The organism is Anaeromyxobacter oryzae, from assembly GCF_023169945.1.
GTDB classification, from domain to species: Bacteria; Myxococcota; Myxococcia; order Myxococcales; family Anaeromyxobacteraceae; genus Anaeromyxobacter; species Anaeromyxobacter oryzae.
Genome location: NZ_AP025591.1, coordinates 3444136 through 3467269, shown reverse-complemented (window position 1 = coordinate 3467269; position 23134 = coordinate 3444136). Strand labels below are relative to the sequence as shown.

The 23134-nt window shown below is 75.4% G+C and carries 18 protein-coding genes; 9 read left to right on the top strand and 9 right to left on the bottom strand.

Annotated elements, in window-relative coordinates; genetic code table 11:
• Positions 1-2: 2 nt before the first annotated feature.
• Positions 3-695 (bottom strand): response regulator, encoded by a 693-nt coding sequence (locus AMOR_RS15075; RefSeq protein ID WP_248352377.1) that lies wholly within the window; start codon positions 693-695, stop codon positions 3-5.
• A gap of 126 nt (positions 696-821) precedes the next feature.
• On the opposite strand from AMOR_RS15075, the gene AMOR_RS15070 reads away from it, so the two are divergent.
• The 4 genes from AMOR_RS15070 (at position 822) to AMOR_RS15055 (ending at position 4710) form a co-directional block, all read left to right on the top strand.
• Complete coding sequence (locus AMOR_RS15070; protein ID WP_248352376.1) at positions 822-1889, top strand: OmpA family protein; 1068 nt, start codon at positions 822-824, stop codon at positions 1887-1889.
• 61 nt (positions 1890-1950) lie between these two features.
• Complete coding sequence (locus AMOR_RS15065) at positions 1951-2928, top strand: GGDEF domain-containing protein (RefSeq protein WP_248352375.1); 978 nt, start codon at positions 1951-1953, stop codon at positions 2926-2928.
• 2 nt (positions 2929-2930) lie between these two features.
• Entirely contained in the window at positions 2931-4100 is a 1170-nt protein-coding gene (locus AMOR_RS15060) for a THUMP domain-containing class I SAM-dependent RNA methyltransferase (RefSeq protein ID WP_248352374.1), read from the top strand.
• Between the two features lie 37 nt (positions 4101-4137).
• The gene (locus AMOR_RS15055; protein WP_248352373.1) at positions 4138-4710 is read left to right on the top strand and encodes a hypothetical protein; all 573 of its coding nucleotides are present in this window, start codon (positions 4138-4140) and stop codon (positions 4708-4710) included.
• A gap of 9 nt (positions 4711-4719) precedes the next feature.
• Here AMOR_RS15055 and AMOR_RS15050 read toward each other — a convergent pair whose 3' ends face one another.
• Both AMOR_RS15050 and AMOR_RS15045 read right to left on the bottom strand, forming a co-directional pair.
• Entirely contained in the window at positions 4720-5862 is a 1143-nt protein-coding gene (locus tag AMOR_RS15050; RefSeq protein WP_248352372.1) for an SPFH domain-containing protein, read from the bottom strand.
• A gap of 15 nt (positions 5863-5877) precedes the next feature.
• Positions 5878-6033, bottom strand: coding sequence for a thioredoxin family protein (locus AMOR_RS15045; protein WP_248352371.1), 156 nt, complete (start codon positions 6031-6033; stop codon positions 5878-5880).
• Between the two features lie 426 nt (positions 6034-6459).
• On the opposite strand from AMOR_RS15045, the gene AMOR_RS15040 reads away from it, so the two are divergent.
• Complete coding sequence (locus AMOR_RS15040) at positions 6460-10971, top strand: ATP-binding protein (protein WP_248352370.1); 4512 nt, start codon at positions 6460-6462, stop codon at positions 10969-10971.
• Positions 10972-11039: 68 nt separating this feature from the next.
• On the opposite strand, the gene AMOR_RS15035 is transcribed toward AMOR_RS15040, so the two are convergent.
• Together AMOR_RS15035 and AMOR_RS15030 are read right to left on the bottom strand one after the other, a co-directional pair.
• Positions 11040-12191: an MFS transporter gene (locus AMOR_RS15035; protein ID WP_248352369.1), complete on the bottom strand. Its 1152-nt coding sequence runs from the start codon at positions 12189-12191 to the stop codon at positions 11040-11042.
• A 101-nt stretch (positions 12192-12292) separates the two neighbouring features.
• Positions 12293-12808 (bottom strand): DUF4442 domain-containing protein, encoded by a 516-nt coding sequence (locus AMOR_RS15030; RefSeq protein WP_248352368.1) that lies wholly within the window; start codon positions 12806-12808, stop codon positions 12293-12295.
• A 95-nt stretch (positions 12809-12903) separates the two neighbouring features.
• Between AMOR_RS15030 and AMOR_RS15025 the strand changes: the two genes are divergently transcribed.
• Positions 12904-17196, top strand: coding sequence for a DEAD/DEAH box helicase (locus tag AMOR_RS15025; RefSeq protein WP_248352367.1), 4293 nt, complete (start codon positions 12904-12906; stop codon positions 17194-17196).
• Here AMOR_RS15025 and AMOR_RS15020 read toward each other — a convergent pair.
• The 4 genes from AMOR_RS15020 to AMOR_RS15005 all read right to left on the bottom strand — a co-directional run bounded on the left by AMOR_RS15020 (position 17193) and on the right by AMOR_RS15005 (position 20790).
• The gene (locus tag AMOR_RS15020; protein ID WP_248352366.1) at positions 17193-17432 is read right to left on the bottom strand and encodes a hypothetical protein; all 240 of its coding nucleotides are present in this window, start codon (positions 17430-17432) and stop codon (positions 17193-17195) included. The two genes, AMOR_RS15025 and AMOR_RS15020, sit on opposite strands and share 4 nt — an antisense overlap.
• A 194-nt stretch (positions 17433-17626) precedes the next feature.
• Positions 17627-19018 carry a POT family MFS transporter gene (locus AMOR_RS15015; RefSeq protein WP_248352365.1) on the bottom strand — a complete coding sequence of 464 codons (1392 nt, stop codon included), beginning with the start codon at positions 19016-19018 and terminating at the stop codon, positions 17627-17629.
• Positions 19019-19036: 18 nt separating this feature from the next.
• Entirely contained in the window at positions 19037-20362 is a 1326-nt protein-coding gene (locus tag AMOR_RS15010; RefSeq protein ID WP_248352364.1) for a POT-type proton-dependent oligopeptide transporter, read from the bottom strand.
• Positions 20363-20409: 47 nt separating this feature from the next.
• Positions 20410-20790 (bottom strand): DUF423 domain-containing protein, encoded by a 381-nt coding sequence (locus tag AMOR_RS15005; protein ID WP_248352363.1) that lies wholly within the window; start codon positions 20788-20790, stop codon positions 20410-20412.
• 87 nt (positions 20791-20877) lie between these two features.
• Here AMOR_RS15005 and AMOR_RS15000 point away from each other — a divergent pair, with 87 nt between their 5' ends.
• The 3 genes from AMOR_RS15000 (at position 20878) to AMOR_RS14990 (ending at position 23043) form a co-directional block, all read left to right on the top strand.
• Complete coding sequence (locus tag AMOR_RS15000) at positions 20878-21225, top strand: 4a-hydroxytetrahydrobiopterin dehydratase (protein ID WP_248352362.1); 348 nt, start codon at positions 20878-20880, stop codon at positions 21223-21225.
• Between the two features lie 67 nt (positions 21226-21292).
• Positions 21293-21694, top strand: a complete 402-nt coding sequence (locus AMOR_RS14995; protein WP_248352361.1) for a hypothetical protein — start codon at positions 21293-21295, stop codon at positions 21692-21694.
• Positions 21695-21840: 146 nt separating this feature from the next.
• A complete protein-coding gene (locus tag AMOR_RS14990; RefSeq protein WP_248352360.1) occupies positions 21841-23043 on the top strand; it encodes a metallophosphoesterase in 1203 nt (400 codons plus the stop codon).
• Positions 23044-23134: the final 91 nt, after the last annotated feature.

Here is a 23134-nt window from a genome sequence, read left to right as displayed (position 1 = left end):
CCTCACCTCTTCTCGCTCGGGTCCACCAGTCGATAACCGACTCCCCGGACGGTCTCGAGGAGGTCCCGCCCGGACCCCAGCTTCTCACGGAGCCGCTTCACGTGGGTGTCGACGGTGCGCGTCTCCACCTCCGACGACATGTCCCACACGTCCTCGAGGAGCTGCTCCCGCGACTGCACGCGCCCGAGCCGCGACATGAGCGTGAGGAGCAGCTTGAACTCGAGGGGGGTGAGCGGGATCTCGACGCCGTCCGCGAACGCCCGGTGGGCGTCGACGTCGATGCGGATCGGCCCCACCGACTCCGGCGGCCGCTCCGCCGGGCCGCCGGCGCCGCGGCGCAGCACCGCCTTCAGCCGCAGGACCAGCTCGCGGACGCTGAACGGCTTCGTCACGTAGTCGTCCGCGCCGAGCTCGAACCCGACGACGCGATCGACCTCCTCGCCCTTGGCGGTGAGCATCACGACCGGCACGTGCCTCGTGCGCGCGTCCGACTTGATGCGCCGGCAGACCTCGGTCCCGGAGACGTCCGGGAGCATCACGTCGAGCAGCACGAGGTCGGGGACGCGCCGCCGCAGGTGGGCGAGCGCCTGCTCGCCGGTCGTCGCGAGGAGCGTCTCGAACCCGGCCGCGCGGAGGTTGAAGTCGACCAGCGAGAGGAGATCGCGCTCGTCGTCCACCAGGAGTACGGACGTCACGGACCCACCTTAACGCACGGGGATGTGTCGACCGGATGGCCCGTTTGCGACGGAATCGTGACGTCGCCGCCCGCCCCGCGCCCGCGTGACGCCCCCGCCCGTCCCGCCCGGGGTAGGATGGCGCCGATGCGCCTCCTCCTCCTCGTCCTCGCGGCGGCGGCCGCCGCCTGCGCGGCGCCCCGCGCGGCCGCGCCCGAGCCGCCGCCGGCAGCCGACGCCACGGTGCTGCGAGCCGCGGAGCTCGCCCGCGTGCGGTGCCTCCTCGTCGCGCCGTTCGAGAACGCGTCGGACACCCCGCTCGCGGCGGAGGCCGCGACCTCGGCGATCCTGTCCGGCGTGGACGCCGCCCGCACGCGGGTGTTCCCGGTCGCCGAGCTCCGCGCGCTGTTCCGGGACACGCCGCTCGAGCTGCCCGAGGGCGTCTCGCCGAGCCTCGCGCTCGAGCTCGCCGGGATCCTCGGGGCGGACGCGGCGCTGCACGGCGCGGTCGAGGGGCGGTCGAAGGGGTCCGACCCCGCGCTCGTCGTGAGCGTGCGGCTCGCGCTCTCGCCGCAGCGCGAGCTGCTCTTCGCCGCGTCCGCGCCCGTCCGGCCCGCGCCGGGCGAGCGGACCGAGGCCGCCGTCCGGCGCACGATCCTCGAGACGGCGCAGCCGATGCTCGCGCGGCTCGGGGATCCGGGGCGCAAGCGCTGCTTCGATGCCGAGCGGACCCGGGCCCTCCGGGCGCTCGCGGTCGCCGAGGCGCGCGCCGCCCAGCCGGCCCCGCCGCCCCCGCCGCAGGTCGTGGAGCGCCCCGCGCCCGCGCGCCCGCAGCCGAGGACGCCGCGACAGGTGGAGTGGGCGAGGCGCCTCGGCGGCGCGGGCCGCTTCGTGGCCGAGGACGTGACGTTCGCCTCCCGCACCGCGCAGCTCCAGCGCGACGCCGGCCTCGCCGATCTCGCGGTCGCGCTCTCCGCCTCATCCGACGTGAAGGCGCGGATCGAGGCCTTCGTGGACTCGTCCAGCGATCCCGAGGGAGACGCGAAGCTCTCGGCGGCGATGGCGCAGGCCGCCGTGCAGCGGCTCGTCGACCTCGGAGTTGCCCGCGAGCGCCTGAGCTGGGCGGGGCGCGGCGGCGAGAGCCCGCTCCTGCCGAACTTCACCGTCCGTGGAAGAGCGGCCAACCGGCGTATCGAGATCGTGGGGCTCCGTTAGCGCACCTCGCGCCTTGACACCGCGCATGCCCGTGTACTCCTGTCGGGGAGCATCCGCGACAGTGGAACCGATCCTCCCGAGCAGGGCCTCCGAGCCCCGTAAGCCGGCCGCCTCACGCGCCCCGGCGCCCACGCCCGTCCCCACGGCCGAGGCAGCCCGCCCCGGGGCGCTCTCGCTCACGCCGGCGGGCTGGCTGGTGAGCGCGTTCGGGATGATCCTGTGCGTGGGTGCGGGTGACTACCTCACCCGCAGCGACGTGTCGCTCATCCTCTTCTACCTGGCCCCCATCGGGTTCGGGACCTGGTTCGCCTCCCTCCGCGGCGGGATCGTCCTCTCGTTCGCGAGCGCCGGCGTCTCCACGGGCGCCGACGTCCTGTACCGCTTCCAGCACACGCCGGCCGACCTCGCGCTGCCCACGCTGGTCTGGAACGGGCTCATGCTCCTCGGCACCTCCCTCGCGCTCGTGCTGGTGCTCGGCGCGCTCAAGGGTCGCCTCGAGGGCGAGGAGCTGCTCGCGCGGACCGACGCGCTCACGCAGATCGCGAACCGCCGGGCGTTCTTCGAGGCCGCGAGCCTCGAGCTCGAGCGCGCGCGGCGCCACGGGCGCCCGCTCACCATCGCCTACGTCGATCTCGACGACTTCAAGCTCGTGAACGACCGGCTCGGCCACGCCGAGGGCGACGCGCTCCTCGTCACCGTCGCCCAGACGCTCCGCCACGCGACCCGCGCCGTCGACGCCGTGGCGCGGCTCGGGGGCGACGAGTTCGGCCTCCTCCTGCCCGAGGCCGACGCGGCCATGGCCGAGGCGCTCCTCGCCCGGCTCCGCGCGACGCTCCTCGCCGCCGTCGAGCGGCACGGCGGCTGGAACGTCGGGTTCTCCATCGGGGCGGCGGTGTTCCTCGCCCCGCCCGCCAACGTGGACGAGCTGACCGCCCGCGCGGACGAGCTCATGTACCTCGCGAAGCGCCACGCGAAGGGCTCGATCCGCATCGGCGTGTTCGAGGACGCGTCCTCCTTCCTGGCGGGCGGCGAGGCCTGAACGTGAGGTTCTTCGCCACCTGCGCCAAGGGCACCGAGGGCGCCCTCCGCCGCGAGCTCGTCGCGCTCGGCCTCGGCCGCGTCCGCGGCGACCGCGGGGGGGTCGCGTTCGAGGGGCCGATGGAGGCCGGGCTCCGCGGGTGCCTCCACGCCCGCACGGCGATGCGGATGCTGCTCGAGCTCGGCCGCTTCCCGGCGCCGACCGCGGACGCGCTCTACGAGGGCGTCCGCGCGCTCGACTGGGAGCCGTGGATCGAGCTCCGCACCACCCTCGCCGTGGAGGCGACGGTGTCGTCGTCGGCCATCACGCACTCGGGGTTCGCCGCGCTCAAGGTGAAGGACGCCATCGTGGATGCGCTCCGCGAGCGGCACGGCGCCCGCCCGGACGTCGATCCGAAGGACCCCGACGTCCGCGTCGTGCTCCACCTCGCGCGCGGCGAGGCCGCGCTCTCCCTCGACCTCGCCGGGAGCCCGCTCCATCGGCGCGGCTACCGCGCCGCGATGACGGAGGCCCCGCTCAAGGAGACGCTCGCGGCCGCGGTCCTGCTCCTCGGCGGCGTCGACCCGGAGCGCCCGTTCGTCGATCCCATGGCCGGCTCCGGCACCCTCGCCATCGAGCACGCGCTCCGCGCGCGCCGGATCGCTCCCGGGCTGGGCCGGGCCTTCGGGTTCCAGCGCTGGCCGGGGTACCGCGGCACCATCCAGTCCGCCTGGGACCGCATGCGCGAGGAGGCGCGCGCCGAGGCGCTGCCGCGCGCGCCCGCGCCCATCCTCGCCCGCGACGGCCACCCGAAGGCGATCCTGGCGCTCCGGCGGAACGTGGAGGCGGCGGGGCTCGCCGCCGACGTGGTGATCCAGCAGGCCGACGCGCGCGACCTCGAGCCGCTCGCCGACGTAGAGCCGGGCGCCATCGTCTCGAACCCGCCCTACGGCGAGCGCCTCGGCGGCGCCGGCGAGGGCGCGAGCCCGGCGGAGGCGCGCGTGCAGGAGAAGAAGCTCGGCGGCTTCTACCGCGGGCTCGCCGAGATGCTCGCGCGGCACCATGGCTGGACCGCGGTGCTCCTCTCCGGGAACCCGCTCCTCGCCCGCGCGATCCCCCTCCGGCCCACGATCGATCACCGCCTCTGGAACGGCCCGATCGAGGCGCACCTCCTCACGTACCGCATCCCCTGACGTTGCGGCCCGGCCCGCCGGCGCCTACGGTCAGGCCGTGCTCGCCCCCGCGCTCGCGCTCCTCCTCGCCGCCGCGGGCCCGGCCTCCCCGGCGCCGCACGCGCCCGCAGGCCCGGCCGCGACGCCTCCCGGCGCGAAGGCCGCGCCCTCGCCGCCGGCGGACGCGCTCGAGCGCCGGCGCGCCGCGATCGCGGACGAGATGGTCCGGCTCGGCGCGCGCCTCCAGCGCGACATCGAGAGCGGCGACGTCGCGGCGATCCTCGCGCGCGTGCCGCCGGACGGGCTCTCCTGCGGCGGCCGGATCGTGCCCCGGGCGCGGATCGAGCACGACCTGCGCAACCCGGCGAGCTGGCTCCACGGGGTCCTGCTCGGCGGCCCCGGCGCTCCCGCCGCCGCCGGCGGCCGGCCCGCGTCGCTCCGCGCGTTCTTCGCGGGGGCGAAGGAGGTCGCGGTGCTCGTCGCGTTCCGGCGCGACCCGAGGGCCGCGCCGGTGGGGCGGCCGTGCCTGGACTTCCGGGCGCGGGACCTCGCGACCCCCGGCGTGCCGTTCTGCTTCGAGCAGCGGGGCGGGAAGTGGTGGCTGACGGAGAGCCTGTATCCGTGTGACTGAGGCGCCGCCCTACCCGTCCCCGGCCCCCTCCAGCTCCTGCCGCACCCGCCGCGCCTCGCCGAGCGCCGACCTCGGCCGGAGCGCCTCGGGGAACGCCTCGCCCTCGCGGATCGCCCGCGCGATGGTCTCGCGGGCGGCGGCCGCGTCGCCGAGGGCGCGCTCCGCGCGGGCGCGGAGGACGAGGACGCGCACGCGGCGCGGCCCCTCGGCGTGGGCGAGCGCGCGGTCGGCGGCGGCGAGGGCGTCCTTCGGGCGATCGAGACGGAGATAGAGCGACGCCAGGTTCGTCGGCGGCACGAAGTCGCCGGGGAGGGCGCGCTCCGACGCGAGGAGCGCCGGGAGGACGCGGGCGGGGTCACCGAGGCGCGTCGCGGCCTGGAGCCGCTGGGCGTCGTAGGCGGAGCGCGCGAGGGGCGTCGTCGCGCGCGCGGCCTCCCCGTCGAGGAAGGCGAGCCAGCGCCGCGCCACCGCCTTCGAGCCGGCGTCGTCGCCGGCCGCTGCCCGCGCCGACGAGAGGACGTCGAAGAGCCAGGAGCGATCGTCGGCGAGCACGCCCGGGAAGCCGAGGGCGCGGCGCGCGGCCGGCTCGAGCTTCGCGATCGCGGCGCGGCGCGGCGGCCCCTCGTCGAGGTCGAGCGCGCAGGCGAGCCCCTGCGCGGAGATCCGCGCGAGGGACGCGCCCGGCGGGAGGGCGGGCAGCGCGTCGATCGCGGCGGAGGCGCAGGCGCGCGAGTCGCCCCCGAGCGCGGTCGCCTGCACGAGCGCCTCGACGGCGCGCTCGCGCCCCGTCCAGCGCGGGCCGCCGGCGGCGAGCGCCGCGCGGTAGCCGTCGGCGGCGTCGGCGTGGCGCCGCTCGCCGAGAAGCGCGTCGGCGCGGGCGAGGGCGGCGTCGGCCTCGGAGGCCTGGCGCGCGCGGATCGCGTGGGCGCCGTCGTCGGCGAGGGAGAGGATCTGCTCGGCGGTCGCCGTGCCCGCCCACCGCACGACGACCTTCTCCGTGACGGGATCGAGGACGAGCAGCGTCGGCCACGCGTCGATGGGGAACCGCTCGACGAAGGCCGCGTTCCCGGGCTTCTCGGTGTCGATGTCGAGCCGGACGAACCGCCCGGCGAGCCGCTCGAGCTTACGGTCGGTGAAGACGTAGGCCCGCATGAAGCGGCAGGTGGGTCACCACGGCGCCCAGACGTCCACGAGGAGCGGGACGCCGCGGGCGCGGGCCTCCGAGAGGGCGCGCGGGTAGTCGTCCTGGACGGCGGCGGGATGCGTGGCGGCGACGACGGGGAGCGCGAAGGCGAGGAGGAGGGCCGCGGCGAGGGCGCGCATGACTCGAGGTATAGCGCGGAATCGGAGTGGTCGCGCGGAGGTCGCGAGGGCCGGGACGACGCGCCGAGTACCGTGACCGTGGTCGTCGCCGTGAACGGTCGGCCTTCCGGCGCGAGCGGTGCCGCCGGAGAGGCAGGCTCATGTCGACCGCGTGTCGCTCGGCGCGTGGAACCCGAAGTTCGTGGCGCTCTCAGGCGAGCGGCCGGTGGCGTGCCTCGCCCTCAGCTCGACGTCCCGTCGCCTCTTGACGCGCGAGCGCCGCCTGGCTGCGTGCCTCTCGTGGTTCACACGTTCACATCGGGTAAGGAATCGTTCAGCACCGCCGGCTCGTTGTATTTCCAGGGGGACGTGGTGGAGACTCTGTCGCGGCCGAGCAGAAGTGGGGGTCGCGTGTTCGGAGGTCTTCAAGGAGCATACGTCCCCTTCGTGGGACGTCAGGAAGAGTCGAGGCGCCTCCTCGACGCGCTTGCGCCCGTCCTGTCGGGCGAGGGCTGCCGGGCGGTCCTGATCCTCGCGCCCACGGGCGGCGGGAAGACCGCCTTCGTCGAGCATCTCGCGCCCGCCCTGGAGTCACGAGGGGCGGTCGTCGCTGCGGGCAAGTTCGACCAAGTCGTTCGCGACATCCCCTATGCCGCTCTCATAGAGGCCCTTCGGGGTTGGCTGCGCCGCGCCTCCGTCCTGGAGCCTCGCGAGTTCGAGCAGGTGCGGCGCGACCTGCGGCAGCGGCTGGGGGCCTCGGCGCCGGTCCTCGGCGGGCTGCTCCCGGAGCTCGCTCTGTTCCTCGGGGACCTGTCGGCGCCGCCTCCCGTCGGCATCCAGGAGGACCGCAACCGCTTTCAGTTCGCGATTCTCGCCCTCCTCCACGCCATGACGGACGCCGGTAGGGCCTGCCTCCTCTTCCTCGACGACCTGCAGTGGGCGGACGCGGCGACGCTCGGCCTCATCGTCCAGATATGCAACGATTCCGGCCTCCCGCGGATCGGCTTCCTGCTGACCCACCGCACCGAGGAAGAAGACGCTCTCGCGCACACGTCGCGGGTCTTCCGCCCGTTGACCGGGACCGCCCCTCTGCTGATCCGCCTCGAGCTGCCTGCCCTGTCGACGGGCGACGTCGGCGCGATGATCGAGCTCGCCCGGCGCGCGGCGCCGACCCCGGCGGCGGCGCAGGCGCTGTTCGCGAGGACCGGCGGTAACCCGCTGTTCGTCACCGAGGTCCTCCGGCGGGAGTCCGCGCCGGGCCCGCCTCCGACCCGGCCGAGCTCACCTGGGGACGAAGACATCTCCGGGCTGCTGCTGCGGCGTCTGACGGACCTCGACCGGGACCAGCAGGCGCTGCTCGCCGCCGGCGCGATGATGGGTTCGCACATCGATTCCGCGACGCTCGCCGCGGTTCTGGACCGGGATGAGTCCTCCGTCCGATCGCTCCTCGAGCAGGCGGTGTGCGACGCCGTGCTGGTTCGGGAGGAGGGGAACGGCGCGGCCGCCTATCGCTTCCGCCACGACCAGCTGCAGCAGACGGCGCTCCAGCTGGTGCCGCCCTCGAAACGCCCATCGCTCCACGCGCGTCTCGGCCGGATCCTGGGCGGACGGGTGGTGGGCGGCGATGCAGCCGTCGCGTTCGACGCCGCGTATCACATTCACCTCGCCGGACCGGACCGGCTGCCGGAGGACGAGCGCATCCTCGCGGCCCGGGTCGACCTGGTCTGCGCCCGTCGCGCCCGGCGCGCCGCCGCCGAGCGCGCTGCTCACGAGTACGCCTCCCGCGGCTGCGCGATCCTGGGAGAGGCAGGCTGGAGCGCCGCCTACGAGCTCACCCTCGAGCTCCACACCGAGGCGGCGTGCGCGGCGTTCGCCGTCGGGGCGGCCGAGGACTTCCGCCGCCTCGCGCAGCGCGTGAAGGAGCGCGCGCGAAGCTTCATCGACGAGCTCCCGATGCAGGAGGTCCTCGTCGTCGCGCTCACGGGCTCGGGTGACGTGCCGGCCGCATTCGATCTGGTCTGCGAAGGCGCCCGCAGGTTCGGCCTCTCGCTGCCCAGCGACCCCCGCGCCGACGACATCGCCGCCGCGTCGCGGAGGATAGACCTCGCCCTGGCGACCATGACGCCGGAGTGGCTCGCGAAGGCGAATCGCGTCGACGACCCGTCCATGGTCGCGCTGCTCCGGCTGCTCGGGCTCGGCAACGCGGCGGCCTACACCGCGCGGCCCCACCTGCTGCGGATGCTCGTCGCCCTCGAGCTCGACCTCTCGGCCCGGCACGGCTTCTCCGATGTCACGGCCCTGGCCCTCGCGTATCTCGGCGCACTGGACTGCGCCTCGCCCGAGACGGTCCGCCGGGGCATCCGGATCCGCGCGAGCGCGCTGGAGGCCGCCAAGCGCGTCTCGGACGGCGCGATCCTCGCGCGCACCCTGGACATCGTGCACGGCATGACGTCCGCGTGGACCGGACCGCTGCGCGACGCCGTGGCTCCGCTCCTGGAAAACGCGCGGCTCGGCCTCGAGCACGGGGCGTTCGACTACGCCGGCTACAGCGCGCTCAAGAGCTGCTTCTTCGCCCTCCTCTCCGGCACGCCGCTCGACGAGGTGGCCAGGCGCCTCGACGCGTGGCGCCACACCCTCGGGGAGCTCGGGCAACGGCTGGCGCAAAACTACCTCTCGCGGGATCGGCAGGTGGTCGAGCTTCTCCGGACGCGCGACACCGGGCAGGCCCGCATCACCGGCGACTTCAGCGACGAGGCCTCTTGCTGGAGAGACTACGACGCGCAGGATGATCACTATGGCGCGCTCTACCTCGCGGTGGGCAAGCTCCTGCTCGCCGCCGTCCTCGTGGATCCTGCCGCAGCAGCCGAGGCGTCCACCCGCCTGGCGCGCCACGCGAAGGGCGGGCACGGGCTTCCCCACGTCGCGTTCGGCCGCTTCTACGCGGCCGTCTGCGCCTGGGATGGCGTCCATGCCGGCCTGACGGAACGCGCGGACGCCCTGGATCGGATCCGCCACACCCAGGCCGAGATGACGGACTGCGCCGAGCTCGTCCCGCCGACCTTCGCACACAAGCGCTCGCTCCTCCGCGCCCTGGCCGCCGACCTGCGCGGCGACACGTCGGAGGCCGTGGAGGCGTTCGATGCCGCGGTCGAGGGCGCCCGGTCGTCCGGCTATCTCCACGAAGCAGGGCTCGCCGCCGACCGAGCGAGCCGGATGTGCGCACGCATCGGTCGCTGGGGGCAGGCGGACGCGTACCGCACCCGCGCCCAGGAGGCGTGGATCGGCTGGGGAGCCTCGACGCGGACCGCCCGTCACGGCGGCGCCGCGGCGCCGACGCAGCACGAGGCGGAGGTGGTCGCGTCCACGACCGACGAACCACGCGCGATCGAGCGGCTCATGGAGTGCGTGCCCCGCTGGCTCGGCGCGCGGCGGGCATGGCTGGTCCGGGTCGGCGACGACCTCGAGATCGTCGCGAGCGCCGATGACGACCGGGTGCTCTGTCACCCCGCGACCCCCGAATCGCTGGGTGCCGTCCCCTCCCTGGATCCCGCCCTCATCGTCCGCGCGGCGGCCGCCGCAGCGACGCATGAGGGCGTTCCCGGACCGGCGGCTTCCGGCGGGGTCTGCCTGCTCCCCCTGGTCTTCCAGGCGCGTACGCACGGGGTGCTCGCGCTCGACCTCCCGCCAGGGATCCCCTCCAGCGAGGCCCTCATGGCCGCGACCTTCGCGTGCGCTCACGTGGCAGCCGTCATCGACGCGGCCCGGTTCCAGGCGTCGCTCAGCCGGCAGGCGCGCGAGCGCGACCGGGTGGAGGAGGCGCTCCGGAAGAGCACCTCACTCCTCCGGAGCATCCTCGACGCGACCCGGGCCGTCATCTACGTCAAGGGCGTCGACGGGCGCTACATGCTCGTGAACCGCATGTACACCGAGCTGTTCGGCGTCACCGACGCCAACCTGTCGGACAAGACCGACTTCGACGTCTTCCCGCGGGAGATCGCGCAGGCGCTGCGGAACAACGACCTGGAAGTCCTCCGATCGCGCGAGCCGCTCGAGCGCCTGGAGGAGGTGCTCGTGCGCGGCGAGCTCCGAAGCTACATGTCGGTCAAGGTGCCGCTGTTCTCGGAGGCCGGCATTCCGTTCGCCGTCTGCGGCGTGTCGGCGGACATCACGGAGCTGAGGCGCGCCGAGGAGGCGCTGCGCGAGTCGGACCGACTGAAGAGCCAGTTCCTGGCCATCCTCTCCCATGAGCTGCGCAACCCGCTCGCGCCCATCCTCAACGGCCTCTACATCCTCGGCCGCGTGGATCCGGGCGGCGAGCAGGCGCTCCGGGCGCGGGCGATCATCGAACGCCAGGTGGGGCACCTGACCCGCCTCATCGACGATCTGCTCGACGTGACCCGCATCTCCCGTGGCAAGGTCGAGCTGAGGTGCGAACGGCTCGACCTGAGCGAGCTCGCACAGCGCACGGCGGAGGATCACCGCGCCGCGTTCATCGCCGGCGACGTCCGGTTCGAGCTGCTGCCGCCCCCGGCCCAGGTCTGGGTGAACGGCGACCGGACGCGGCTGGCGCAGGTGATCGGCAACCTTCTCCAGAACGCGGCCAAGTTCACCCCGCGGGGCGGGAGCGTATCCGTGTCGGTTGAGGCGGACTCCACTCGCGGGCACGCCATCCTGCAGGTTCGAGACACGGGTAAGGGCATCGCGCCCGAGATCCTTCCACGCGTCTTCGAGGCCTTCACCCAGGCCGACGACACCCTCGATCGAAGCAAGGGCGGGCTCGGCCTGGGCCTCGCCGTCGTCAAGGGCATCGTCGAGCTGCACGGCGGCTCGGTCAGCGCGGCGAGCGCGGGGCTGGGCATGGGCGCGACCTTCACGATCACGCTGCCCCTCGAGACGGCCGTCCCGGCGGAGCCGGGGCCGCGCCGTGCGGGCGGCGAGGAGCGGCGCTCATCGGGCTGACCGGCCACGCGGACCCCGAGGACGTCGAGAGGACCAGGGCGGCGGGTTTCGACGCCCGTCCTCGCGCTTCAGCTCCCCTCCCCCCGCGCGCAGAGCCCGAGGTCCGCCGCGAGCGCGAGCAGCACCGCGCCACCGCAGACCGCGACCACTCCCTTCCAGCCCGCCGCCCGCCAGGCGTGCCCCGGGAGCCAGGCGCCGAGCGTCCCGCCCACGTAGTAGAAGGTCAGGTAGAGCGCGCTCGCGCCCCCCTTCGCCTCGCGCGCCGTCATGTTCACGAACGCCGGCGCGATCGCCTGGGCCGTGAACGTGCCGAGGACGAGGACCACCAGGCCCGTCACCACGAAGGGCAGCCCGGGGACGAGCGTGGCCGCCATCCCGAGCGCCTCGACGACGAGGCCCGCCGCGATGAGGGTGGGCGGCGGGATGCGGCCGGCGAGCCGCCCCGCGATGGGCGACGCGAGCACGCCCGCGGCGTACACGAGGTACACCGCCGACACCGCACCGGTGCCGAGGTGCCACGGCGGCCCGGAGAGGTGGTACGGCAGATAGGTGAAGATCCCGATCCACCCGAAGAACAGGCAGCAGCCGACCAGGTACGCGCCGACGAGCCGCGGCGCGCGCAGGTGCCGGAGCATGCCGCGGTAGGCGGCGATCCACCCGCCGCGCTCCGGCGCCGCCGCCGCGGAGAGGCCGCGCGCGAGCGTGACGGCGGCGAGCGCCGTCAGGACGGCGAACGCGACGAAGGACGCGCGCCAGCCGCGGTGCGCCGTGATGGCGCCGGAGACGGTCCGTCCGACGAGCCCGCCGACGACGGACGCGGCGATGATCCCGGCGACCACGCGCGGCAGGTCCGCGGCGCGGAACCGGTCGCCCGCGTACGCGACGGACACGGCCGTCATCCCGGGGACGAGCACCCCCTGCAGCGCGCGGAGGCCGAGGAGCGCCGGAAAGGACGGCGCGAACGCGCAGGCGAGCGTCGCGAGCGAGAGGAGCCCGGTCGCGCCCGCCATGACGCGCCGGCGGCCGAGCGCGTCGGAGAGCGGGCCGTAGAAGGTCGACGCCGCGGCGATGCCGAGGACGACGAACGAGACGGTGAGGCCCGCGCGCGCTGGCCCGACGCCGAACTCGCGCGAGATGACCGGCAGCACCGGCTGGGTGAGGTACATGTCCGAGTACGCCGCGATGGTCCCGGCGTACAGCGCCACGGTCTCGCGCCGCATCCCGGCGATGATGGACGAGGCGCCCGCCGGCGGGAAGGGGCGCGGCGTGGGGGACGGGACGCGGGTCCCCGGGTCGGGGTGGTGGACGGCCTCGCCGTCCCTCACCGCACCGATCGCACGCGCCCGGCGCCGGCCTCGACCACGTCGGCCGGCGCGCTCTTCCGCTTGAGCGAGAGCCCGAGCGTGAACCGCGCGACGGGGTCGTCGCCGTACTTCGCCGGGACGGTCGCGACGATGTCGACCGGCAGGGTGAGTCGCTCCCCGGTCGCGTCGGCGTCCCGGACCGCGGCCGCGACGCGCGCGCCGTCCCGCGACCGGAAGAGCACGTCGCCGTCGGCGCGCTTCAGGAACTCGGCCTTGAGGTCGGCGAAGATCAGGTTCACGCGGCGGTGACGCGTGTAGATGAGCCGCGCGGCGGCGAGGCCGCCCGCGAGATCGGCGCCGGCGCAGAGCGCGCCGAAGTACATCGAGCCGAGGTGGTTCCGGGAGCGCCAGCCGAGCGGGATCTTCACCGCGCACCGTTCGTCGTCGAGCTCGACCACTTGCGGCCCGAGGAAGAGCAGCACCGGGATCTTGAGCGTCATGAGGCGGACGAAGGCGGTTTCCTTGAGGAGCATCCGTCGATTCTCCAATCGATCGCGCCGCACCGCATCATAAGAGCCCCACCGGTCGCGAGCGTCGCCCCGCGGGGGTCGTTATCCCAGGGCTCCTGGTGACGCCCGCCTTCCATCCCGTCGTGTCGCGCTGGTTCGAGCGCCGCTTCGGCGCGCCGACGGAGCCGCAGGCGCTCGCCTGGCCGGCGATCGCGGAGGGGAAGGACGTGCTCGTCTCCGCGCCGACGGGCTCGGGGAAGACGCTCGCGGCGTTCCTCTCCGCGATCGACGGGCTCGTGTCCGACGCCGCGGCGGGCCCGCTCCCGGACGACACGCGCGTGCTGTACGTCTCGCCGCTCCGCGCGCTCTCGAACGACATCGAGAAGAACCTGCGCGGGCCGCTCGAGGAGCTCCGCGCCGCCGCCGGCGCCGGGGACCCGTTCCCGGAGCTCCGCGTCGCCGTCCGCACCGGCGACACGCCCGCCGCGCGCCGCCAGGCGCTCCTCCGGCGCCCGCCACACCTCCTCGTCACCACGCCGGAGTCTCTCTACCTCCTCCTCACCACCGGGCGCGGCCGCGCGGCGCTCGCCGGCGTCCGGACGGTGATCGTCGACGAGATCCACGCGCTCGCCGGGAACAAGCGCGGCGCGCACCTCGCGCTCTCGCTCGAGCGCCTCGAGGCGCTCGCGGCGAGGCGCCCGCAGCGGATCGGCCTCTCCGCGACGGTCCACCCGGTCGAGGAGGTCGCGCGCTTCCTGGTCGGGACCGAGCGCGTGTCGCGCGCGGGCGTCCCGCGCTGCGCCGTCGTGGAGGTCGGCCGGCGGCGCGCGCTCGACCTCGCCGTCGAGATCCCGAGGGACGAGCTCTCCGCCATCGCCTCCGGCGCGCTCTGGGCCGAGACGTACGACCACGTGGCCGATCTCGTCCGGGCGCACCGCGCCACGATCGTGTTCGTGAACACGCGCCGCCTCGCGGAGAGAGCCGCGCACGCCCTCGCGGAGCGGCTCGGCGACGGCGCGGTCGCGGCGCACCACGGCAGCCTCTCCCGGGAGCGGCGGCTCGACGCCGAGCAGCGCCTCAAGGCGGGCGCGCTCCGCGTCATCGTCGCGACCGCGTCCCTCGAGCTCGGCATCGACGTCGGCGCGGTGGACCTCGTCGTGCAGCTCGGGAGCCCCGGCGCGCTCCACGTCGGCCTCCAGCGCGCGGGCCGCGCCGGCCACGTGCTGGGCGGGACGCCGAAGGCGCGCCTCTTCCCGACGAGCCGCGACGAGCTCCTCGAGTGCGCCGCGCTCGTCCGCGGCCTCCGCCGCGGGCGGCTCGAGGCCGTGGCGAGCCTCGACGCCCCGCGCGACGTCCTCGCGCAGCAGCTCGTCGCGGAGGCGTCCTGCGGGCCGATCCACGAGGATCGGCTCTTCGGGCTCGTCCGGCGCGCGTGGCCCTACCGCGCCCTCCCCCGCGGCGTCTTCGACGCCGTGATCGAGATGCTCGCGGAGGGCGTCGCCGGGCGGGTCGGCCGGTCCGGCGCGCACCTCCACCGGGACGGGGTGAACGGGCGCGTCAGCGGCCGCCGCGGCGCGCGCCTCGCGGCGCTCACCGGCGCGGGCGCGATCCCGGACACCGCCCAGTACGCCGTGGTCGCCGAGCCCGAGGGCGTCACCGTCGGGCAGCTCGACGAGGACTTCGCCATCGAGAGCCTCGCGGGCGACATCTTCCTCCTCGGCAACACCTCGTGGCGGATCCGCCGCGTCGAGCCCGGGACGGTCCGCGTCGAGGACGCGCGCGGCGCGCCGCCGACGGTCCCGTTCTGGAACGGCGAGGCGCCGGGGCGGAGCGCGGCGCTGTCGGCGGAGGTGGCGGCGCTCCGCGAGGAGCTCGAGCCGCGGCTCGGCGATCCCGGCGGGGCGGCCGCCTGGCTCGCAGGCGCGTGCGCGCTGCCGCCGGACGGCGCGCGCCAGGCGGTCGCGTACCTCTCGGCGTCGCGCGCCGTCCTCGGGGCGCTGCCCACGCAGCGGACCCTCGTCGCGGAGCGGTTCTTCGACGAGGCGGGCGGGATGCAGCTCGTCGTCCACGCGCCGCTCGGCGCGCGGGTGAACCGCGCCTTCGGCCTCGCGCTCCGCAAGCGCTTCTGCCGGACGTTCGACTTCGAGCTGCAGGCCGCTGCGACCGACGAGGGCGTGCTCCTGTCCCTCGGCCCGCAGCACGCGTTCCCCCTCGAGTCGATCTTCGAGCTCCTCTCCGAGGCGACCATCGACGAGGTCCTCACGCAGGCGGCGCTCCAGGCGCCGATGTTCCAGGTCCGCTGGCGGTGGGCGGCGACGCGCGCGCTCGCGATCCCGCGCCTCTTCAAGGGCCGGCGCATGCCCCCCGCCATCGCGCGGATGCGGAGCGACGATCTCCTCGCGGCGGTGTTCCCGGCGCAGGTCGCCTGCCAGGACAACGCGCCGCCCGGGCCGATCGAGGTCCCAGATCACCCGCTCGTCGCCGAGGCGCTCCGGGACTGCCTCGAGGAGGCGATGGACGCGCCGGCGCTCCGGGCCCTCGTCCGCGACATGCGGAGCGGCGCCATCCGCCTCGTCGCGGTGGACACCCCCGAGCCGTCGCCCCTCGCTCACGAGATCCTCGGCGCGCGGCCGTGGGCCTACCTCGACGACGCGCCGCTCGAGGAGCGCCGCGCCCGGGCGGTGACGCTCCGGCGGGCGCTGCCGACCGTCGAGGCGACGGGCGACGGCGCGCTCGACCCCGCGGCGATCGCGACGGTCGAGGCGCAGCTCGCGCCCGACGTGCGCGATCCGGACGAGCTGCACGACCTCCTCCTCGACGTGGGGCTCCTCCCGGCCGCGGAGGCGGCCCGGCTCGAGCCGCTCGTCGCGCCGCTCCGGGCCGCCGGGCGCGTCGCCCGCCTCGCCGGACCGGGGGCCGGGGCGCTCGTCGCCGCCGAGCGCGCCGGGCTGGCCATCGCGCTCGCGCCGGCGCTCGCGGGCGGCGACACGCCCCGCCTCGATCCGCCGCTCGCGCCGCTCCCGTCGGAGCGCGTCCCTGCCGACGCCGACGACGCGGTGCTCGCCGTCGCCCGCGGGTGGCTCCCGCGGCTCGGGCCGACCACCGCGGAACGCCTCGCCGCGCGGCTCGGGCTGCTCCCGGACCGTGTCGCCCTCGCCCTCGTCCGGCTCGAGGGCGACGGCCGCGTCCTCCGCGGCGCGTTCCTGCCCGGCGTCCCCGCCCCGCCCGACGCGCCGCACTGGTGCGAGCGGACGGTCCTCGCCCGGATCCACCGGCTCACGCTCGACCGGCTCCGGCGCGAGATCGAGCCGGTCTCCGCGGCCGGCTTCCTTCGCTTCCTGCTCCGCTGGCAGCACGTGCTCCCCGGGACGCGGCTCCACGGCGAGCGCGGCGTCGCCGAGGTCGTCGGCCAGCTGCAGGGGTTCCACGCCGCCGCGGGCGCGTGGGAGCCGGAGCTGCTCGCCGCGCGGGTCGAGGGCTACCGGCCCGACCTGCTCGACCGGCTCTGCCTCTCCGGCGAGGTCGCGTTCGGCCGCCTCGCGCCGGCCTCCGGGGGCGCCGAGCCCGCTCCCGCCGCGGACGGCGGCCGGCGCGCTGCACCCACCCGCGCCTTCCCGATCACCTTGGCCCTCCGCGAGGACCTCTCCTGGCTCCTCGAGGCCGCGCCCGGCGCGCCGCGCTGCCCCGGCCTCGACGCCCGGGCCGTCGCGGGCGCCCTCTCGGCGCGCGGCGCCTCCTTCGCAGGCGAGCTCGCCGCCGCATGCGGCCGGCCCGCGGATGCCATCGCGCCGCTCCTCCTCGAGCTCGTCGGCGCGGGCCTCGCGACGTGCGACGGGTTCGCCGGCCTCCGCGCGCTCTGGGACCGCAGCGCCGGCCGGCGCGCTCGCCCGGGCGCCGCCGGGGGCCGCTGGTCGCTCCTCAGGCCGGTGCCGGAGCCGGCGGGGGCCGCCGGCGGCGGCACGCCGGGCCCGGAGCGCGATCCCGACGGGCCGCTCGTGGAGCGGCTCGCGCAGCAGTACCTGCGGCGCTACGGCGTCGTGTTCCGGGATCTGCTCGCGCGCGAGGACGCGCCACCCTGGCGCGCCCTCGTCCGCGTCTACCGGGCCCTGGAGGCCCGCGGGACGATCCGCGGCGGCCGCTTCGTGGCGGGCTTCACGGGCGAGCAGTTCGCGCTCGCGGAGGCGGTGGATGCGCTCCGGGCGGTGCGGCGGGCGCCGCGCGCGGCCAAGGAGCGCGTGGAGCTCTCCGCCGCCGATCCGCTGAACCTGGTGGGGATCCTCACGCCGGGGCCGCGGGTGTCCGCGGGGCTCGGCCGGCGCTTGGTCTACGTGGACGGCGTCCCCGCGGCGGCGGCGCCGGCCGGCGAGACGCCGGCGGGCGTGGGCGCGGGAGCGGCCGCGCCCCCGTCCTAGCGGGCGGAGCCGCCGGAGCCGGAGAGCGGCGACTCCTCCGGGCGGGCCTGGTAGCTCACCTGCGCCGTCCGCTTCTTCGGGACGCGCTCGGTGACCTGGACCTTCGGCACCACCGAGTAGGAGCGCGCGTCCCCCGTCGCGCCCGAGGACGCGCAGCCGGCGAGGAGGGACAGCGAGACGAGCGCGAGCAGGGCGGTTCGCTTCATGACGATCGTCTCCAGCAAGTCGGTTGCCATCCGCGAACGATGCGATCCCGGCGACTTCGGGCGCCCACCGCGGCACCCGGGGTTGCTGCCAACCTAGCACGCGGACCCGAGCGCCATCCGTCGGGCGGCGAGGGGACACCTGCAGTGTACGTCAAACGTGGGGTGAAGGCTTCACCCATCGTGCGTAGGCGACCGGAGGCGCCGATGTGGGCGCCTCTGCGCTCCTATGCGGCGAGCGCGCCTCGGCGATCGTCGTCGCGGTCGTAGCGCCGCGCGACCCCGCGGAACGCGAGCGCCGCCGCGAGCATGAGCGCCGCGAAGAACCAGAAATACGCGGCGCCCTCGAGCCGGACGAGCTTCGTGACGAGCGCGGTGAGCAGGTTCCCGAGCGCGACCGTGAGGAACCAGATGGACATGATCGTGCTCCGCATCGCCCGCGGCGCCTGGGTGTAGCTGAACTCGAGCCCCGTGACGGAGACGAGCACCTCGGCCACCGTGAGCAGCACGTACTGCGGGATCTGCCAGAGGACGCTCGGCCGCGCGGCGACGAGGGCGGCCGGCGTGGCCGCCGCGCGGTCCACCAGCGTCTGGACCAGGGCGGCCGCGGCGAACGAGAGCACCGCGATGAACATCCCGGCGGTCATCTTCCGGAGCGGCGAGAGGACGATCCCGCGGCGCGCGAGGAGCGGGAACACGCCCCAGGTGAACAGCGGGATGAGGGCCATGATGAGGAAGGGGTTCAGCGCCTGGAGCTGCGCCGGCGAGAGCTCGACGCCTCCGACGAGGAGGTCCATCTGCCGCGCCTGGATCACCCACGAAGACGCCTTCTGGTCGAAGAGCGCCCAGAAGAGCGTGACGGCCGCGAACACCCCGATGATCCGGACGACCGCCCGGGCGCCCGCGATCGCCTCCGGCGGGTGGCGGTCCGCCGCGCCGTCGAGCCAGTGCGCGCCGGGGCGGCCGGTCCCGAGCCGCCGCACGGCGCGGCCGACCACGCGGAGGAAGCCGTGCGGATCGGGGCCGCTCGGGGGCGCGCGCACGTAGTGGCGCGACCCCGCCCAGAAGACCGCGAGCGAGAGCGCCATCAGCACGCCCGGGACCGCGAACGCGACGGCGGGGCCGTGCCGCGAGAGGAGCCACGGCACGAGCGCGTTCGCCGAGGCGGAGCCGAGGTTCACCGACCAGTAGAACCACCCGTACACGCGATCGAAGAGGGTCCGCTGGTCCGGCCGGAACTGGTCGCCGACGAACGCGGAGACGCAGGGCTTGATGCCGCCCGCGCCCGCCGCGATGAGCGCGAGGCCGGCGAGCAGGCCCGCCGGCGTCTCCCAGATCGCGAGCACGGCGTGACCGGCGACGTACCCGAGGCTGATCCACAGGATCGTCCGGTAGCGGCCCCACCACCGGTCGGCGATCCACCCTCCGACGAGCGGCGTGAGGTACGTCGCCATGACGAACCAGTGGAAGTACGCCTTCGCGTCGCGCTCGGCGAACACGAGGAACTGCAGCATGTAGATGGTGAGGATCGAGCGCATCCCGTAGAACGAGAAGCGCTCGCAGGCCTCGTTGCCGACGATGTACTTGATCTGCGGCGGATAGCGGACGCGCCCGGTCATGGCCTCGTTCCCCGCGGGTCAGGCGGCGGCGCGGACGGCGGTCGCGCGCTGGTCCGGGTACCACCACGCCACGCCGGTGAAGACCACCGCCGCGATCACCATCAGCCCCGCGAAGAAGACGAAGTAGGGCACGCCCTGGAAGCGGTTCACCCAGGCGACGATGGCGGTGAGGAAGGTCCCCGCCCAGATCGTCAGGTACCAGCACGCCATCACCACCGACTTGAGGTGCCTCGGCGCCTGCGAGTACGCGAACTCGAGGGCGGTGACCGAGACGAGGACCTCGCCCACGGCGAGGAAGAAGTACTGCGGGATCTGCCAGGCGACGTGGACCGGGCCGCGGGCGAGGGCGGCCTCGACGAGCGCGGCCGCGACGAACGAGAGCACGGTCACGTACATCCCGACGGTCATCTTCCGCAGCGGCGTGACCCGGACGCCGCGCCGCTCCACCGCGGGGAACACCACGATGGCGAAGAGCGGGATGAGGGTCAGGACGAACGCGGCGTCGAGGGTCTGCACGTTGCCCGCCGCGAGCTGCCCCACGACCGGCAGGACCGGCCGGACCATCCGCTCGGCCTGGAGCGTCCACGAGGAGCCGTACTGGAAGAAGAGCGCCCAGAAGATCGAGATGGGCGCGAACACCGCGAGGATCCGCAGGACGACGCGGCCGGCGGGCGCGGCCGCGGGATCGGCGCCCGGCATCGCGCGCGCGACCGCGGCGGTCGCGGGCGCTGCGCGGTGGGAGGGCGGCACGTGCACGTAGCGCCCGCGGCCCGCCCAGAAGAGCGCGAGGGCCGCCGCCATCGCGAGGCCCGGCACGCCGAAGGCGACCCGCGGGCTCACCTTGTCGAGCAGCAGCGGGATCACGATCGTCGAGGCGGTCGAGCCCAGGTTGATCATCCAGTAGTAGAGGTCGTAGAGCCGCGCGACGAGGCCCTCGTCCTCGGGCGGGATCTGGTCGCCCGCGAACGCGGAGGCGCAGGGCTTCAGCCCGCCCGCGCCGACCGCGATGAGCGCGAGCCCGACCGCGAGCCCCGCCGCGCTCTCCCACAGCGCGAGCACCGCGTGCCCGGCGACGTAGCCGAGCGAGAGCCACAGGATCGTCCGGTACCTCCCCCAGTACCGGTCGGCGAGGAACGCGCCCGCGATGGGCGTCAGGTAGACGCCCGCCGTGAACAGCTGGTACGCGGCGATCGACTGGTTCTCGGCGAACCCGAGGTTCCGCACCATGTGCAGGACCAGGATCGAGGCCATCCCGTAGTACGAGAACCGCTCGGCGGCCTCGTTCCAGGCGAGGAACTTGATCGACGGCGGGAAGCGGCGGGCGCGGGCGGCGGTGTCCGGCATGCGAGCCGCACTCTGCCATGGCTCGGGAGGGTGCGCGAGACGCGGCGCTACGGCGCGCCGCGGAGCCGGAGCGCGGCGCCGGCGAGCGCGATCCAGCCCGCGATGAAGGCGACGCCGCCGAGCGGCGTCACGGCCCCGAGGGCGCGGACGCCCGTGAGCGTGAGCGCGTAGAGGCTCCCGGAGAACAGCACCGTCCCGGCGACGAACAGCCAGCCCGCCCACGTCGCCGCGCCTCCGGGCGCCCGCGCCGCCGCCCAGCCGGCCGCGAGGAGGGCGAGCGCGTGGTACATCTGGTAGCGCGCGCCGGTCTCGAAGATCGCGAGCAGGTCGGGCGGGAGCCGGGTCCTGAGCGCGTGCGCACCGAAGGCGCCTGCCGCGACCGAGATCGCCGCCGAGATCGCGCCGAGCGCGAAGAAGATCCGTTCCATGCGGAGGCAGTATGTCCGATCCCGGACCGGGCCGCCCCGTCCCGCCTTGGCCTTGCGGCCCGGGTGCGCGGGCGCCAGAGCGGGCCCATGGACTTCGCCGACCGGAAGTGCCTTCCGTGCGAGAAGGGGACCCCGCCGATGCCGGCGGCGGACGTCGACGCCGCGCTCGGCGCGCTCGACGGGTGGGCGGCGCGCGAGGAGCGCACGCGGATCCACAAGCAGTACCGGTTCAAGGACTTCGTCGAGGCGATGCGGTTCGTGAACGCGCTCGCCGGGCTCGCGGAGGCCGAGGGGCACCATCCGGACTTCACCGTCCACTGGAACACGGTGGACGTGACGCTGTGGACGCACACGGTGGGCGGGCTGTCGGACAACGACTTCATCGTGGCCGCGAAGCTCGATCGGCTGCCCGCCGCGGCCGCCGCGCGGCGCTGACGGGTCGCTGAATATCGGCGCGGCCGGCGCGTCCCTCCGGCGGAGGGAAGCCACACCGGAGGAAGCCATGAAGACCGCGCTCAGGAACCTCGTCGTCACCGCCGCCGTCGCCGCCGCCGTCCCCACCGCCGTGTTCGCCCGGCCCTGCGACGAGGATCGGGCGGCGGCGGTCCCCGCGCCCGTGGAGTACGCGCAGTACGGGGGCGCCTGGCAGGGGCGCGAGGGCTGGCGGGACCGCGACGACCGCTGGCGCCACGAGCGGAACGAGCGGCGCGAGGCGTGGCGCGAGCAGGAGCGCGCCCGGATCCGCGGCGAGTACGCGCGCCTCGATCAGGCCCGCGCCGACTTCTACGCGGCACCGTGGCGCCGAAACCCGTGGCGCGCGGAGCGGTTCGAGCGGTGGTACGCGTCGCAGCGCGCCGAGCTCGACCGTCAGTGGAACGCGCTGAGCTGGTACGCGTCGCGGTAGCCCCGAAGCTCCCGCGAGGCGTTCCTCCCCCGCCGGCGCGGCGCCCCGCCCCCGGGCCCGCGCCGGCGGGGCGTTCGGCGCCGCGCGGGGGCCAGGCCGCGCGCCCCGAACTGGCGACCCACCCGCGCCGGCGTTAAACGAGAGCGGTGAGCCGTCCGGTCACCTCCTTCGCGATCTTCGTCCTGGTGAGCCTCGCCATCCTCGGCGGGATGCACGCGTACCTCTGGGTCCGGCTCGTACGGGACCCGGGCCTCCCCGAGCCCTGGCGGAGAACCGCGACGGTGCTCCTGGCGCTCCTCGCGCTGGCGGTGCCGGTCGGCATGTTCGCGGTCCGGCTCGGCTCGGGCTGGGTGGCGCGCGTCCTGCCCATCGCGGCGTTCACGTGGCTCGGCGCGGCGTTCCTCCTGTTCTGCGCGGTCGCCGCGCTCGACCTCGCCCGGCTCGCCGCGCAGGGGCTCGCGCTCGTGGTCGAGTGGATGCGCGCGACGCCGGACCCGCCGGACCCGGAACGTCGCGCGTTCATCGCGCGCGCCGTGGCAGGCGGCGCGGTGCTCGCGGCCGGTGGCGCGACAGGGCTCTCGTTCCGCACCGCGACGGGCCCCGCGGAGATCACCGAGGTGCCGATCCGGATCGAGCGCCTCCCGCGCGCGCTCTCCGGGCTCACCATCGCGCAGATCACGGATCTCCACGTCGGGCCGATCATCCGCGAGCGCGAGGTGCGGCGCGTCGTGGAGCAGACGAACGCGCTCCACCCCGACGTCATCGCCATCACCGGCGATCTCGTCGACGGCTCCGTCCGCGAGCTCGGCGCGGTGGTGAGCCACCTCGCGGCGCTCCGGGCCCGGCACGGCGTCTACTTCGTGACCGGCAACCACGAGTACTACTCCGGCGTCGCCCCGTGGGTGGAGGAGCTCCGGCGGCTCGGGATCCGCGTCCTCCGGAACGAGCGGGTGGCGATCGGCGACGCGGGCGCGTCGCTCGATCTCGCGGGAGTGGACGACTGGAGCGCGGGGCGGTTCGGCGGCGGGCACGGCGTCGATCTCCCGCGCGCGCTCGCCGGGCGGGATCCGGAGCGGAGCCTCGTGCTCCTCGCGCACCAGCCGCGCGGCGTCCCGGAGGCGGTGCGCTCGGGCGTCGAGCTGCAGGTCTCGGGGCACACCCACGGCGGGCAGCTGTTCCCGTTCAACTTCCTGGTGTCGGCGGCGTACCCGTACGTGAAGGGGCTCTACGCCCACGAGGAGGCGGGGCGGCGCGGGTACGTCTACGTCTCGCGCGGCACCGGCTACTGGGGTCCCCCGATGCGCCTCGGCTCGCCGCCGGAGATCGCGAAGATCGTCCTCACGACGTGAGCGGGGCGATTGACGGAAGGTGAGGACGGGCGGCCCGCCCGGGGTCCTGTCCGCGCGCCGGCTCTGGTCTACGCTTCGCGGTCCAGGGAGG

What these genes read in the sequence shown, in the direction of transcription:
- AMOR_RS14995 (WP_248352361.1), top strand. Translation starts at nt 21,293, where the DNA reads ATGAAGACCGCGCTCAGGAACCTCGTCGTCACCGCCGCCGTCGCCGCC.
- AMOR_RS15020 (WP_248352366.1), bottom strand. Translation starts at nt 17,432, where the DNA reads ATGGCAACCGACTTGCTGGAGACGATCGTCATGAAGCGAACCGCCCTG.
- AMOR_RS15000 (WP_248352362.1), top strand. Translation starts at nt 20,878, where the DNA reads ATGGACTTCGCCGACCGGAAGTGCCTTCCGTGCGAGAAGGGGACCCCG.
- AMOR_RS15030 (WP_248352368.1), bottom strand. Translation starts at nt 12,808, where the DNA reads ATGCTCCTCAAGGAAACCGCCTTCGTCCGCCTCATGACGCTCAAGATC.
- AMOR_RS15015 (WP_248352365.1), bottom strand. Translation starts at nt 19,018, where the DNA reads ATGACCGGGCGCGTCCGCTATCCGCCGCAGATCAAGTACATCGTCGGC.
- AMOR_RS15070 (WP_248352376.1), top strand. Translation starts at nt 822, where the DNA reads ATGCGCCTCCTCCTCCTCGTCCTCGCGGCGGCGGCCGCCGCCTGCGCG.
- AMOR_RS15005 (WP_248352363.1), bottom strand. Translation starts at nt 20,790, where the DNA reads ATGGAACGGATCTTCTTCGCGCTCGGCGCGATCTCGGCGGCGATCTCG.
- AMOR_RS15010 (WP_248352364.1), bottom strand. Translation starts at nt 20,362, where the DNA reads ATGCCGGACACCGCCGCCCGCGCCCGCCGCTTCCCGCCGTCGATCAAG.
- AMOR_RS15045 (WP_248352371.1), bottom strand. Translation starts at nt 6,033, where the DNA reads ATGCGCGCCCTCGCCGCGGCCCTCCTCCTCGCCTTCGCGCTCCCCGTC.
- AMOR_RS15050 (WP_248352372.1), bottom strand. Translation starts at nt 5,862, where the DNA reads ATGCGGGCCTACGTCTTCACCGACCGTAAGCTCGAGCGGCTCGCCGGG.
- AMOR_RS15035 (WP_248352369.1), bottom strand. Translation starts at nt 12,191, where the DNA reads ATGCGGCGCGAGACCGTGGCGCTGTACGCCGGGACCATCGCGGCGTAC.